Origin of the sequence: Alicyclobacillus shizuokensis NBRC 103103, from assembly GCF_001552255.1 — a bacterium.
Taxonomy (GTDB): Bacteria; Bacillota; Bacilli; order Alicyclobacillales; family Alicyclobacillaceae; genus Alicyclobacillus_G; species Alicyclobacillus_G shizuokensis.
Map to the genome: position 1 here is coordinate 36,983 of NZ_BCQV01000031.1, position 14,754 is coordinate 51,736.

Consider the following 14,754-nt stretch of genomic DNA (forward strand, 5'->3'; position numbering starts at 1 on the left):
CAGACGCGGAGGCTGGGACGGGCCTCGGATGTCGATCGCGGCCTTTCCCGCAAGTGCACGCGGGTGAACGAGGAGGAGTCCGATGCGGGTCTTGCATACGGCCGACTGGCACTTTGGCAAAACGCTGGAGGGCCGGGAGCGGTTGGCGGAGCAGGCGCAGTTTGTGGACGAACTGGTGCGCATCTGCGAGGAAGAAAGTGTGCAGCTGGTGCTGGTGGCGGGGGACGTGTTCCAGACAGTCAATCCGAGCGCGGAGGCGGAGGAACTGTTCTATGAGGCGCTGGACCGGCTGGCGGACGGAGGGCGGCGGGCGGTGGTGGTGATAGCCGGCAATCACGACAACCCGGAGCGCATCGCCGCGCCCAAACCGCTGGCGGATAGGCTCGGCATCACGCTCATCGGCCGCCCGCACGACGAACTGCCGCCGAGTCCACCCCTGGCCGGCGGAGTGCGCCGCCTGGCCGCCGGCCCGTCATGGCTGGAGGTGGCCGTGCCCGATTGTCCGCACACCGCCGTCATCGCGGCCCTGCCGTATCCGTCGGAGGCGCGGCTGCGCGAGCTCTTGACCCGGAGCCTGGACGAAGAGGACCTGCAGCAAAGCTACAGTGAACGCGTCGCCCGCCTGTTTGCCGAGCTGGCCGCCCACTACCGGGCGGACACGGTCAACCTGGCGATGAGCCACCTGTTCGTGCAGGGTGGCATCGAGTCGGAGTCGGAGATCCCGATTCAGGTCGGCGGCACCTACGCCGTCGCCCCGGACGCCTTCCCGACGGCGGCCCAGTACGTCGCCCTAGGGCACCTGCATCGGCCGCAGATTGTGCAGGGAACGCCAGTGCCGGCGCGCTACTCCGGATCGCCCCTGGCGTACAGCTTTTCCGAAGTTGGATACGCCAAGTCGGTGGTGCTGGCGGATGTGGAACCGGCTCGGCCGGCCGCTGTACGCGAGATTCACCTGTCCGCCGGCCGGCCGTTGGTGCGCTGGGTGGCGCGGGGCGGGCTTCCCGAAGCGGTGCGCTGGGTGGAGGAAGGGCGCGACGCGAACGCCTGGATTGACCTCGAAATTCACCTGACCGAAGCCCTGTCCATCCAGGACGCGCAGAATCTGCGCCAGCTGCACCCGGGTTTTGTCAGCATCCGCCCGGTTTTTGTGGGCAGCGGCGAGCTGCGGCAAAGCGAGGAGCTGGCCAACCTGTCGATAGAGCAAATCTTTATTCGCTTCTTTGAGAAGCAGCGCGGTGTGGCGCCGGACGATGGGCTGGTGCGCCTGTTTTTGGAACTGGCCGCCGAGGGGGCCGACGCGGTCTCGGACGGACCCGCCGATATAGCCGACGAGGAGGTTGTTGCCCGTGAAGCCGATTGAACTGCGCATCCGCGGCCTGCACAGCTTTCGCGAGGAGCAGGTCATCCCGTTCGCCGAGTTGGCCCAAGACGGGGTGTTCGGCATCTTCGGCCCCACCGGCAGCGGCAAGTCCTCCATCCTGGACGCCATGACGTTGGCCTTGTTCGGCAGTGTGACGCGGGCGGATCACAATACGCGCGGCATCCTCAACCACGCCGAGGACCGGCTGGCGGTGGCGTTCGAGTTTGCCATTGGCCGCGCGCAGGACCGGCGCCGCTACCGGGTGGAGCGGACGTACCGACGGCGCGACGAGGTGGCCGTGCAGAACGTGCGCAGCCGCTTGGTCCAGGTGATGGGCGGGGACGAGGTGGTCCTGGCGGACCGGGACTCGGAGGTGACGGCTCGCGTTAAGGACATCCTCGGCTTGGAGCTGGACGACTTCACGCGGGCGGTGGTGCTGCCCCAGGGGCGGTTTGCCGAGTTTCTCAACCTGCGCGGCGCCGACAGCAACCGCATGCTGCAGCGCCTGTTTGCGCTGGAGCGGTACGGCGACGGACTGATGCAGCGGCTGCGGGAGCGCTGGGATGAGCGGCGGCTGCAGTACGAGGCCGTGGTCAACCGCCAGCAGGGTCTGGGCGACGCCTCGCCAGAAGCCCTGGCGGCAGCGCGGGAGGCAGAGGCGCAGGCCGCCCTGGCGGAGGCTGCCTGCCGGCAGCAGCTGGACAAGCTGTCCGCCGAGTACGATGAAGCGCGCCGGCTGCGCGCGGTGCAGGCGGATCTGGCTCAGGTCGAGATGGGGCTAGCCGCACACCAGCGCCGGGCGGAATCGATGCAACAGCTGGCAGGGCGTCTGGCCCGCGCTGCGGCGGCCGAGACGGTGTGGCCGGTGGTGGAGGCGCAGCAAGCGGCGGCGCTGGAGGCGGGGGCCGCGCGTTCGCAGCTGGCGGCCGCGGAGACGGCCTGGGATACCGCCCATGCCCGGGAACAGGCGGTGCGCAGCCAATATGAAGCGGCCCGACAAACGCTGGCGGAGCAGCAACCTGTCCTGGCCGAGCGCCGACACCGGCTGAGCGCCCTGCAGGAGAGCGAGCGGGAACTGCTGGATTTGCGCCAACGCCTGGCGGAACTGGACGAAAGACGCCGGGCGATGGACAGGGCGTGGGCGGACAAGACGGCGGCGGAGCGGCAACTGCGCCAGCAGCTGCAGGAAGCGGAGCATCAGGCTGCCGATGCCGAGGCACAGCTGGCCGCCAGCCGCGTTCCCATTCCGTTTCGCCAGGCCCTGCAGACGGCCAAAGAGGACGAGGGCAAATACCGGCAGGCGGCGGAGCAGGCGCAGCGTGCCGAGCAGCGGGTTCGCCAGCGGGAAGAGGCGAAGGACGCGGCCGCGGTTCAGCTCACCGACCTGCGCGCTGAGCACGAGCGGGTGGAGCGGGCGTGGCGGGAAGCGCGGGCCCAGTTGGAGGCGTTGGCGGTGCCGCCGTTGGACGAGGAGGAGCTGCGGCGGCGGCAGACGCGGCTCGCGGCGTCCGGTCGCCCTTTGTGGGAGGCCTGGCGCAACGGATTGGCGCGCTGGCGAGAGTGGATGCAGCGGTCCGAGCAGGCGAAAGCGGCCTGCGCCAAGGCCCAGGAGCGCCTCAGTGAGGCCGAACGCGCGTGGGAACAGGCCTTGGCGCGCCAGCAGGAGGCGCAGCGCCTGCAGGCGGAGGCCGTGTGGGCCGACCGACTGGCCATGGCCCAGCGTCTGGCGGAAGGGTTGCAGGATGGCGATCCGTGTCCGGTCTGCGGCAGTGTGCACCATCCGCGGCTGGCTGTGGAGGCCGGTGCCGCCCATGCGGCCGGTTTGGCCGCCATGGACGGGACCGCGGCCGCGCTGCAGGCGGCCCAGGACGAGCTGAACCGGGCGCAGGCGCGCATACGGGCGGATCAACAGGCGTTGGCGGTGGCGGCGTCGCAGTACGAGAGTGGCCAACAGGCGGCCCGGGCGGAGGCGGCCGAACTGGCGGGCGTGTATGAACAGGTGATGGCGGCCTGGCCGGAATGGGAGTATCCGGCGCGGGGCGGACGGGCGGAGGTCCAGGCAGCCGGCGACTGCGGCGCGGGGGGCGCCGGGACGGAGGCGGACGACGGGTCTCTCGGGCGTGGCGACGGGCTTCAGCCGGTGTACCTGGATACGTCGGCGTGCCAGGCGTTTGCCGCCTTTCTCAAGTCGGAGCACCAGCGTCTGCAGGAGTTGTCCCAGAGTCTCGAGGACTGGCGCCAGCGCCAGGCGGACGGGGAAGCGCGGGTTGCCCAGCAAGAGGAGACGCGACGCCAGCTTCAGGAGAGGTTGGCGCGAGCGGAGACGGTGCTGTCCTCAGCCGAGCTGGAGTGGAAGCGGGCGCGGGCGGAGGCGGCGGAGTCCAGCGCTGCGCTGCATGAGGCGTGGCGGCAATGGCGCGGGTCCCTGCAGGCCGCCGGTTGGCCCGACTCGGAGCTTGCGGACCAGGACAAGGCTGACCTCGGTTGGGCTTCATCCGCCGGGACGTGGCTGGCCAAGGCCGTGAGTGACGTGGAGGAGCGGGATCGGCAAATGGAGGCGGCCAATCAGCAACTGGCGGCGGCGCGGCAAGTGCAGCAAGAGGTGCAGCCCAAACTGGAGGCGCTCAGCGCAGAGCTGCAGAGCCTGGCGGAAGAGCGGCGGCGCGTCGAGTGGCAGATGCAGGATTGGAGCGCCAAAGCGGACGACCTGGCCGCCGTACTCGAGAAGGAAACGGGTGGTCAGCCGATTGCCGAGGCGTTGGCCGAGCTGGCGGCGCAGGCCGACAGACTGACGGCCGCAGTAGAGCAGGCGGAGGCGGAACTGGCGGCGGCCAGCGAGCAGTTGCGGCGGCTGGATAACGAGCGCACGGCTTGGCGGACGCGGGTGGAGGCGGCTGCGTCGCGGCTGGAGACGGCCGCGGCCGCGGTGGACGCGGCCCTGGCAGACGCCGGATTTGCGTCCATCGGGGATGTGGCCGACGCTCGCTTCACCGATACGGAGCAATCCGAGGCCAGGGTGCAGCTGCAGGCTTACGAGGACGAGGGGCGCCGCCTGGCGGAGGAGCGAAGGCGGCTGCTCGAGGCACTGGCTGGTCGGTTTGTCGACGATGCCGCTTGGGAGGAGATCGACCAGGCGCACCGACAGGCGGAGGAGGCGTTGAGCGCGGCCACCCGCGAACTCGGCCGCGCGGAGGAAGTGGCGCGTGATGTGGAACGACGCCACGCGGAGTGGATACGGTTGGAGGAACAGCGCCGCGCCCTGCAGGCGGAGCTGGACAACCTGCAGACGCTGCGGCAGCTGTTCAGCGGCAACAGGTTTGTCGAGTTTGTCGCTCAGGAGCAGCTGGAGCTTGTGGCGCGCATGGCGTCGGACAGGCTGCATCAGTTGACCCGCGGCCGCTACGCGCTCGAGGTGGCGGCCGACGGCCGGTTTGTCATGCGCGACGATTACAACGGCGGCGTCCGCCGCCCAGTCACTTCGCTCTCCGGCGGCGAGACGTTCCTGACTTCGCTGGCGCTGGCGCTCTCGCTCTCGACCCAGATTCAACTGCGCGGCCGCCACCCGCTGGAGTTTTTCTTCCTCGATGAGGGGTTTGGCACCTTGGATGCGGAGCGGCTGGACGTGGTGATGTCGACGCTGGAGCGGCTGCGCCTGGAGCAACTGACGATTGGCGTCATCAGCCACGTTCCAGAGCTGCGGGCGCGCATGCCGCGGCGCCTGATAGTGCAGCCGGCCGAGCCGGCGGGACGCGGCAGCCGCGTGCGGCTGGAGTTGGCGTAGGCGTCCGGGGACGCCTAGCCCGGGCTGCCGGTGGACTGAAGCAGGTCCAGCTCGGCGGGAGACAGTTCCCGGTACGCCCCCGGGGCCAGGGACGCATCAAGTTCCAGCGGGCCCATGGCCACCCGCTTGAGATAAACCACCTGCTTCCCGACGGCGGCAAACATCCGTTTGACCTGGTGGAACTTCCCTTCAAAAATCGTCAGCTCGACCTCCGATGCGGCGCCTTGGCGCAGGATGGCGAGTTCACCCGGCAAGGTCTTGTAGCCGTCGTCCAACACCACCCCGGCGGCGAACGCCCGTGCGTCCGCTTCGGTCACCTCCCCCGCCACCCGGACAAAGTAGCGCTTGGGCACATGGTGGTTGGGCGAGATCAGCCGGTGTGCCAGTTTGCCGTCGGTGGTCAAGAGCAACAAGCCTTCCGTGTCCTTGTCCAGGCGCCCGACCGGAAAGGGAGCGAACGCGCGCAGCTCGGGTTCAATCAGGTCCAGCACTGTCCGCTGCGCCGAATCCTTCGTCGCCGACAGCACCCCTTGCGGCTTGTTCATCATCAGGTACAGATGCATTCGAAATGGAATGATCTGTCCGTCCACTTCCACCGTGTCGGCCTCGGGATGCACGTACATGCCCGGATCGCGCGCCGGCAAGCCGTTGACAAAGATCCGTTCCTCACGGATCATCTTCTTCACCTGTTTGCGCGTGGCCACGCGCATATGCGCCAACATCCTGTCGATGCGCAGCTTGTCCATCTCTTGGCGTCCCTCCGCTGGATGAATCTTCTGCCCTCCAGTGTACACGCGTTTCCCGCAGAGCCCAATGGCAACCTTGACCCGGCATACCCGGCATAATTTTCAAAAACATCGTTTGAGAGCAAACAATCCCGATATAGAATAATAGGTAAGAGCGAGTGGGGCCTCCTATCATAACATGAGAGAGGGCGTGTATCGTATGGCGGTCAGCGAAGCCTATCATCCGGGTTTGGAAGGGGTCATCGCCACAGAGACCGAGATTTCCTACCTTGACGTGGAACACGAACAGATTGTCGTGCGGGGCTACGATTTGATTGAGTTGGCCAAGACGAAACGGTACTTGGACGTGGTCTTGTTGCTCTGGAATCGCCACCTTCCCACGGAGGAAGAACGGAAGCAACTGGAGCAAACCTTGGCTGAGAACCTGAACCTGCCCGACGGGGTGTTGGATGTCTTCCATGCCCTGCCGCCGCGGACCCATCCCATGGATGCTCTGCGCACGGGCCTGTCCGCACTGGCCGGATATGATCCGCTGCTCGACGACCGCTCGGCCCAGGCCAATCGGGAAAAAGGCGCGCGCATCCTGGCGCGCATGCCTCATCTGGTGGCGAACGGCTATCACATCCTGCAGGGAGAGACGCCCGTCGCGCCCGCACCGGATCTCTCCTTTTCCGCCAACCTGCTGTACATGATCACAGGCAAGCGGCCCACGCCAGTGGAAGAGGCCGTCTTTGATCAATCACTGATCGTCTACAGCGAACACGAGATGCCCAATTCCACCTTCGCCGCCCGCGTCATCGCCTCGACGCAGTCTGACATCTACGGCGCCCTGACTGGAGCGGTCGCCTCGCTGAAGGGCAGCCTGCACGGCGGGGCCAACGAGGCCGTGATGCACATGCTGGAACAGGTGCAGACGGCCGACCAATTGGAGCAGGAGATGAAAAGGAGGCTGGCGCAGAAGGAGCGGATCATGGGCTTTGGCCACCGCGTCTACATGAGACGTCCGGATCCGCGGGCCCTGCTGATGAAAGAGGCGCTGAAGAAACTGGTTTATGAAAGCGGACACAGGGAACTGCTGGAGATGTGCGAACGCGGCGAAGCGGTGATGTACCAGGAGAAAGGGCTCTATCCCAATCTGGACTACTACGCGGCGCCTGTCTACTACCTGTTGGGCATTCCCATTCCTCTGTACACACCGGTCTTTTTTGCGGCCAGAACGGCGGGACTGGTGGCCCACGTGATGGAGCAGCATGACCATAACCGGCTGTTTCGTCCGCGGGTGCGCTACACCGGCCCACGGGGCCTGCGTCCATAATCGACGTAACCTTGGTATCATAACAAGAGAGTCCACGCCTTCGTCGTGCTCGGCCTTTCGCATGATCAACACGAGAAAGGGAGACATTCACGTGCCAGCGAATCGAAACCCGCAGTCCCATCCGTATGATGCGCTCATCACCGAGATTTCGGACTACGTCCTGGATACCCAGATCACCAGCCGGGAAGCCTACACCACAGCCCGCTACGTGCTGATGGACGCGCTCGGCTGCGGCATCCTCGCCCTGCGCTTCCCGGAGTGCACGAAACTGCTGGGTCCGTTGGTTCCAGGGGCCACATTGCCCGGCGGCGCGCGCGTGCCGGGCACCTCCTTCGAGCTCGATCCGGTCCAGGCGGCGTTCAACATCGGCGCCATGAACCGCTGGCTGGACTACAACGACACCTTCCTCGCCGCCGAGTGGGGCCATCCGTCTGACAACCTGGCCGCCATCCTGGCCACGGCCGACTACCTGAGCCGCCAGCGCGCCGCCCGCGGCAAACCGGGCCTCGACATGAAAGCGGTCCTGACCGCGATGATTAAGGCGCACGAAATTCAGGGCGTGCTGGCGCTCGAGAACAGCCTCAACCGGGTGGGGTTGGACCACGTCCTGTTTGTCAAGGTGGCCTCCACTGCCGTGGTCACCGCCCTGCTCGGGGGGAGTCGGGAGGAAGTGCAAAGCGCCCTGTCCAACGCCTTCGTCGACAACGGCAGTCTGCGCACCTACCGGCACGCGCCGAACACCGGATCGCGCAAGTCGTGGGCAGCCGGGGACGCCGCCAGCCGCGCGGTGCGCTTGGCCCTGATGGCGCAGAGGGGTGAGATGGGCTATCCGAGCGCCCTGTCCGCGCCGGGGTGGGGCTTTGAGGACGTGGTGATGCGCGGCAAGCGCCTGACCCTGCAGCGGCCGCTGTCGTCTTACGTGATGGAGAACGTGCTGTTCAAGGTTTCCTATCCGGCCGAGTTCCACGCCCAGACGGCTGCCGAGTGCGCCATCGCCTTGCACGAGCAGGTCAAGGACCGCCTCGACGACATCGACCGCATCACGATTTTCACCCAGGAGTCGGCCATCCGCATCATCGACAAGACCGGGCCGCTTCACAACCCGGCGGACCGGGACCACTGCATCCAGTACGTGGTGGCCATCGGGCTCTTGTTTGGCACGCTCACCGCCGAGCACTACGAGGACGATGTGGCGGCGGATGCGCGCATTGACCGGCTGCGGGAGAAGATGGTGGTAGTCGAGGATGAACAGTACAGCCGCGATTACCTAGATCCTGACAAGCGCTCCATCGCCAACGCGATTCAGGTTCACTTCCGCGACGGCAGTCAGACGGACAAGGTAGAGCAGCACTATCCGCTCGGGCACCGCTTCCGCCGCGCCGAGGCGATGCCCAAACTGGAGCAAAAGTTTCGTGCCAACCTGGAGACCCGTTTCCCGGGAAAGCAGGTGCAGCAGATTGTCCAACTCATTCAGGACGAGGAGCGCTTGATGCGCACCGACGTGCAGGACTTCATGGACCTGTTTGTGATCTGACAGATGATAGACTGTTGCCGTTGAACGGCCGGATGTCAGCCCAGCACGATGGACAGGGGCGGAGACCCGTCGGGCCCTCCGCCCGGTCCGCGATTCCAACCGTCTAGGAGGTACTTCCCTTGTCCTGGTTGATACGAGACGAAGCCGACCAATCGCAGCTGGCCCAGCGCTTTCGCGAACTGATGCACGGGCCGCAAATCCTGCAGATGCCCGGCGCCCACGACGCGATGGCCGCCTTGGTCGCGCACAAGGTCGGGTTTCAGGCCCTCTACCTGTCCGGCGCCGCGTATACCGCCAGCCGCGGGCTGCCCGATTTGGGCATCGTCACGTCCACGGAGATGGCCGAACGCGCCCGCGACCTGGTGCGGGCGACCGGCCTGCCGGTCCTGGTGGACATCGACACCGGCTACGGTGGGATTCTGAATGTGGCCCGCACGGCGCGCGAGATGGTGGAGGCCAATGTTGCCGCCGTTCAGATTGAGGACCAGGAGATGCCGAAAAAGTGCGGCCACCTCAACGGCAAGAAACTGATTCCGGCGGAGGAGATGGCGCAGAAGATCCGCACCATCAAGGAGATCGCCCCTTCGCTGGTGGTCATTGCCCGCACCGACGCCAAATCGGTGGAAGGTCTGGACGCTGCCCTGGCGCGCATGCGCCAGTACGTGGCCGCCGGCGCCGACGGGCTGTTCCCCGAGGCCCTGTCCAGCGAAGACGAGTTTGCCCGCGTCGGCCGGGAGCTGGGCGGGGACGTCCCGCTTCTCGCCAACATGACCGAGTTTGGCAAAACGCCCTACTACACGGCCGCGCAATTCGCCTCCTGGGGTTTCAAAATGGTCATCTATCCGGTCACATCGCTGCGCGTGGCCGCCAAGGCCTACGAGCGGGTGTTCCAGGAGATCTTCAGAGAAGGGACGCAGGCGAAATCCCTGGAGGACATGCAGACCCGCAAGGAACTGTATGAGACCATCCGCTATTACGACTACGAAGACCTGGACAACCACATCGCGAAAACGGTGTTGCCTGAAATCGGGAGCTGACGCCGGTTCCGGAGGGCGGTCCGGAGCTTCTGGGCAGTGTCGGGTGGTGGGCTGGCTGGGGCATGGCGGGAGCGTACGCTGTATCGGTTTCTTTCCTACGACGTCGCCTTGGCCGAACGGTTTGACCTAAAGGTTCGGACTGTGGTGTTGTATACCGGGAATGTTCGTACGGCGCCGGACTTGCTTGACATCGGTGCCGCCATCTACCGGATTGACAACGTGTTTCTCAGCGAGCTGGACGGCGATGCGGTTCTCGATACGGTACGGAGACACCTGAACTCGAACCACTGGACTGAATCGGACCGAGTCCGTCTGGCGTTCGCGTTTCATATGCACTTTCAAACCCGGTCTGGGGACGAGGTATTTCGTGAGGTACTGGAATTAACGCAGAGCATCCCGGACCGGCAGGAGCAAAACTACGTCACGGCCTTGATTCTCGGGTTAAGCGGCGGGAGCATGACAGATAACCAGAGACAACTCCTGAAGGAGGCAATGGGGATGACGGACGTGGTTCGTGAACTGATGGAGGAGGCGGAGCAGGAAGGTTGGCAGAAGGGTCTTGAACAGGGACGCAAGGAGGGTATCCAGCAAGGCCGCCAAGAAGGCATTCAGCAAGGCCGCCAGGAGGTGGCTCTGAAGCTGCTCGCCGAAGGAGTCAGCCTTGATGTCGTCGTCAAGACAACCGGCTTGACCCGGGAGGAAATTGAAGCACTCCGTCGGCAAATCCATTGATGCCTTCTGAAATGACCTCACGTTCATGCCTCGGTGCGTTTGTTACTGGGAATTCCATAGAATCGCCGGTCTCGTGGCATGCATCCAGAGCTACGCTGTTCTAGTGGCGGACAGATCGTTCATAGACATCGACCATGAACCGTGTGAGGTGATGAAGCTATGAACATTATGAAACCGCATCCAAAGCTGTACGTGATGGACAACGGGCGCATGCGAATGGACAAGAACTGGATGATTGCCATGCACAACCCGGCCACCGCCGAGGAACCCAACCGGCCCAACGAGATGGTGGAATTCCCTATCTACACGGTGCTGATTGACCACCCGGAAGGCAAGATTCTCTTCGACACATCCTGCAACCCAAACTCCATGGGCCCGAGCGGGCGCTGGGCGGAAGTCACCCAATCGCAGTTTCCTTGGACCGCCAATGAGGAGTGCTACCTGCACCACCGCCTTGAGCAACTGCGCGTCCGGCCGGAGGACATTCGGTACGTGATTGCCTCGCACTTGCACCTTGACCACGCAGGGTGCCTCGAGATGTTCACGAATGCGACTATTATTGTTCACGAGGACGAATTTCATGGGGCGTTGGAAGTCTATGCGCGCAACCAAAAGGCGGGCGCCTACATTTGGGCGGACATCGACGCTTGGATTCGCAACAACCTGCAGTGGCGCACCATCAAGCGGCACGAGGACAACCTCCTGCTGGCCGACGGCGTGCGCGTGCTCAACTTCGGCAGCGGCCACGCCTGGGGAATGCTGGGGCTGTACGTGCAGTTGCCTGAGAAAGGCAATATCATCCTCGCCTCGGACGCGATTTACGCCAAAGAGAGCTACGGACCCCCGGTCAAGCCGCCGGGCATCCTCTACGATTCGGTCGGCTTCGTCCGCACGGTCGAGCGCATTCGCACGCTGGCCAACGAGTACAGGGCAGAGGTTTGGTTTGGGCACGACGCCGAGCAGTTCGCGACCTTCCGCACGTCGGACGAAGGGTATTACGAGTAAGCGCGCCGACAACGCTCGGAATTGGGCGCCTCCCGAGACGCCTGGGCTTGCTGCGGGCGAATTCGGATGGCGCGGAATCCGTTTTCCAGCATCGCGAAAGGGGGATGCACGATGAAGACGAAAGCCGCAGTCCTGTATGAGATAGGACTGCCCACTCCGTACACGGAGAGCCAGCCGCTGAAGATCGAGACCCTGGACCTGGATGGGCCAGGCCCCGGCGAGGTGCTGGTGCGCATCCGGGCGGCAGGCCTCTGCCACTCCGACCTGTCGGTCATCAACGGATCGCGCCCGCGCCCCACGCCGATGGCGCTCGGCCATGAGGCGGCCGGTGAAGTGGTGGAAGTGGGGCCCGGCGTGACCGACCTGCGCCCCGGTGACCATGTGGTCTGCGCGTTTGTGCCTAGCTGTGGCCACTGCCTGCCCTGTCAGGAGGGGCGTCCCGCCCTGTGCGAATCAGGGGCAGCCGCCAACACCGAGGGGACCCTGTTGTCCGGCGCGCGCCGGCTGTCGCTGCACGGATCGCCCATCCATCACCACCTTGGTGTATCCGGATTCAGCGAATACGCCGTCATCGCCCGCAATTCGCTGATTCCGGTGGATACGGACGTTCCGTTTCATCAAGTGGCCCTGTTTGGCTGCGCCGTTATCACCGGGGTCGGCGCCGTGGTCAACACGGCCCGCGTGCCGGTGGGAGCCAGCGTGGCCATCGTTGGGCTGGGGGGCGTCGGCCTGTCCGCCTTGCTGGGTGCGCGCGTGGCCGGGGCCGCCCGCATCGTGGCCGTGGACGTCAATCCCGACAAGCTGTCCCTGGCCGAGAGCCTGGGCGCCACGGACACGTTCGACGCGCGCGATCCGGATGTCACCCGCCGCATTCGCGAGCTGACGCGGGGCGGGGTGGAGTACGCGTTTGAAACCGCGGGCGCGGTGCCGGCGCTGCAAACTGCCTTCGCCATCACGCGCCGCGGCGGGACCACCGTGACCAGCGGCCTGCCGCATCCGGACCATCACTTCTCCTTCCCACAGGTGACCTTGACAGCGGAAGAGCGCACCCTCAAAGGGTCCTACGTCGGCAGTTGTGTTCCTAGCAGGGACATCCCGCGCTTTATCGAATTGTTTAAGCAGGGCAGGCTTCCAGTGGACAGATTGTTGACAGCCACCCTGCCTTTGGAGGACATTAACAGGGGTTTTGATCGACTCGACCGGGGAGAAGTCTCCCGGCTAGTAGTCAGCATGTAACACGCGCGTCTACGCGCATGTCCGAAACGGTGTACCCGAGGCGCGTGTGCCTGTGGACGCCGCTTCGGACAACCTTGTCAAGGGGGAGTTGACGGCCAGCCATGGAACTGGGAACCTATCAGAACTACATCGGCGGGGAGTGGACAAACGGCTTCGCCAAGGAGACGTTCGACGTGGTCAATCCGGCCACCGAACAGGTCGTGGCGACGGTGCCCAACGCCACGCCCGAAGACATGCAGGCGGCGATTGACAAGGCGGCGGCCGTTCAGGACGAGTGGGCGGACACCCTGGCCGGAGACCGCGCGCGCATCCTGCGCGAAGCGGCCGTCAAGATGCGGGCGGAGGCGGACAGGCTGGCGCGCATCATGACCATGGAGGAAGGCAAGCCGCTGGCCGAGGCGCGCGGCGAAGTCAACTACGCGGCGTCGTTTTTGGATTGGTTCGCGGAAGAGGCCACACGCGTCTACGGCGACACGATTCCCTCCAGTTCGCCCGACAAGCGCCTGTTGGTCATCAAGCGGCCGGTCGGTGTCACGGCTGCGATTACGCCCTGGAACTTCCCGGCAGCTATGATCACGCGCAAGCTCGGGCCCGCGCTGGCCGCTGGATGTACGATGATCATAAAACCGTCCGAGCTCACGCCGCTGTCCGCGTTGGAATTGGCGCGCATCTTGGAGGAGGTCGGACTGCCCAAAGGCGTGCTTTCCGTCCTCGTCGGCACCGACGCGCCCGCACTGGCCAAGGTGATCATGGACGATATTCGCGTCAGGAAGGTGTCGTTCACCGGATCGACCGAGGTGGGCAAGATCTTGATGCGCCAGGCGGCCGACACCGTGAAACGCGTCTCCATGGAGCTGGGCGGCCACGCCCCGTTCCTCGTCTTTGCGGACGCGGACTTGGAGGCGGCCGTAGCGAACGCGGTCAGTTGCAAAATGCGCGGCATGGGCGAGACGTGCGTCTCCGCCAACCGCATCTATGTGCAGCGCCCCATCTACGAAGAGTTCGTGCAGAAACTGGCCGAACGGATGGGCAGCATGCGGGTGGGCAATGGCCTGGAGGACGGCGTGATAGTGGGGCCGCTGATTGAGCCGGCGGCCATTGAGAAGGTGAAGCGCCACGTGGCGGACGCCGTCGCCAAGGGAGCCCGCCTGGTGGTCGGCGGGGAGGCAAAACCGGCGCCGGGCTGGTTCTACACGCCGACCGTCTTGGCCGACGTCAATCACTCCATGCTCATCACGAAGGAGGAGACGTTTGGCCCGGTGGCGGCCGTGCTGCCGTTCGATACCGAGGAGGAGGCTGTTCGCTACGCCAACGACACTCCTTACGGCTTGGCTGCGTATTACTTCACTCGCGACGTCGGCCGCGTGTTCCGCTTGGCGGAGCGCCTGCAGTATGGCATTCTCGGCGCCAACGACGGCATTCCTTCTACTGCCCAAGCGCCGTTCGGAGGCGTGAAAGAATCGGGTGTTGGCCGAGAAGGCAGCAAGTACGGGATCGCAGAGTACCTTGACATTAAGTACGTGTCGCTGGGTGGCATTCTCAGTTAATCGGGTTTCCCGGCATATTTCGACGCGGTCGAAGCGAGCCGCGTGCAAAGGGTGAGAGCGGCCTGTGCGCCAGACGGCGGAGCAGGCCGTTTTGCCGCGCTCCCGCTGAGCGCGCCGGCGGCCCAGACGAAGCGAATTTTGTCTTGCATTGTGGCACATTGTGTCGTAACATGTCGGTGGCACATGCCAAGAATATCTACCAATAAATTCCGGCCATCATGGCCAACCAATAGAAATGCTCGGAAGCAAAGCCGCGGGTCCCGGACGGAGACACGGTACGGGAGACCGGGCTGCCACGGGATGAATCGGCATATAGAATCTTTTACAGCAGCGGCAGCCCCCGATTGGCGCCGCTGTTGAGCGTTTCTTGGACAAAGGAGAGAGACCAGAGAATGCTGCCGTATTGCGGAGTGAATCAGAATATGGGTGAAAAACCATATTCCCCCTCCGGGGGGGGGGGG

At 65.0% G+C, this 14,754-nt stretch carries 10 protein-coding genes; 9 read left to right on the forward strand and 1 reads right to left on the reverse strand.

The window, feature by feature from the left end; genetic code table 11:
- Positions 1–82 precede the first annotated feature (82 nt).
- Positions 83–1,360, forward strand: a complete 1,278-nt coding sequence (locus ASH01S_RS12595) for an exonuclease SbcCD subunit D (RefSeq protein ID WP_067928756.1) — start codon at positions 83–85, stop codon at positions 1,358–1,360.
- The gene (locus ASH01S_RS12600) at positions 1,347–5,141 is read left to right on the forward strand and encodes an AAA family ATPase (protein WP_067928758.1); all 3,795 of its coding nucleotides are present in this window, start codon (positions 1,347–1,349) and stop codon (positions 5,139–5,141) included. The genes ASH01S_RS12595 and ASH01S_RS12600 overlap by 14 nt, the downstream gene beginning before the upstream one ends.
- Before the next feature lie 14 nt (positions 5,142–5,155).
- On the opposite strand, the gene ASH01S_RS12605 is transcribed toward ASH01S_RS12600, so the two are convergent.
- Positions 5,156–5,887 carry a pseudouridine synthase gene (locus tag ASH01S_RS12605; protein WP_067928760.1) on the reverse strand — a complete coding sequence of 244 codons (732 nt, stop codon included), beginning with the start codon at positions 5,885–5,887 and terminating at the stop codon, positions 5,156–5,158.
- A gap of 199 nt (positions 5,888–6,086) precedes the next feature.
- On the opposite strand from ASH01S_RS12605, the gene mmgD reads away from it, so the two are divergent.
- The 7 genes from mmgD (at position 6,087) to ASH01S_RS12640 (ending at position 14,293) form a co-directional block, all read left to right on the forward strand.
- Positions 6,087–7,202, forward strand: coding sequence for a citrate synthase (mmgD, locus tag ASH01S_RS12610; protein ID WP_067928762.1), 1,116 nt, complete (start codon positions 6,087–6,089; stop codon positions 7,200–7,202).
- A 91-nt stretch (positions 7,203–7,293) separates the two neighbouring features.
- Positions 7,294–8,736, forward strand: coding sequence for a bifunctional 2-methylcitrate dehydratase/aconitate hydratase (locus ASH01S_RS12615; RefSeq protein ID WP_067928788.1), 1,443 nt, complete (start codon positions 7,294–7,296; stop codon positions 8,734–8,736).
- Positions 8,737–8,855: 119 nt separating this feature from the next.
- Entirely contained in the window at positions 8,856–9,773 is a 918-nt protein-coding gene (gene prpB, locus ASH01S_RS12620; protein WP_067928763.1) for a methylisocitrate lyase, read from the forward strand.
- Positions 9,774–9,809: 36 nt separating this feature from the next.
- On the forward strand, positions 9,810–10,505 hold the full coding sequence (locus ASH01S_RS12625; RefSeq protein WP_067928765.1) for an Rpn/YhgA-type helix-turn-helix domain-containing protein: 696 nt from the start codon (positions 9,810–9,812) through the stop codon (positions 10,503–10,505).
- Between the two features lie 159 nt (positions 10,506–10,664).
- On the forward strand, positions 10,665–11,510 hold the full coding sequence (ahlS, locus tag ASH01S_RS12630) for an AhlS family quorum-quenching N-acyl homoserine lactonase (protein WP_067928767.1): 846 nt from the start codon (positions 10,665–10,667) through the stop codon (positions 11,508–11,510).
- 111 nt (positions 11,511–11,621) lie between these two features.
- A complete protein-coding gene (locus ASH01S_RS12635) occupies positions 11,622–12,746 on the forward strand; it encodes a zinc-dependent alcohol dehydrogenase family protein (protein ID WP_067928769.1) in 1,125 nt (374 codons plus the stop codon).
- 101 nt (positions 12,747–12,847) lie between these two features.
- Positions 12,848–14,293, forward strand: a complete 1,446-nt coding sequence (locus ASH01S_RS12640; RefSeq protein WP_067928771.1) for an NAD-dependent succinate-semialdehyde dehydrogenase — start codon at positions 12,848–12,850, stop codon at positions 14,291–14,293.
- The last annotated feature ends 461 nt before the right edge of the window (positions 14,294–14,754 follow it).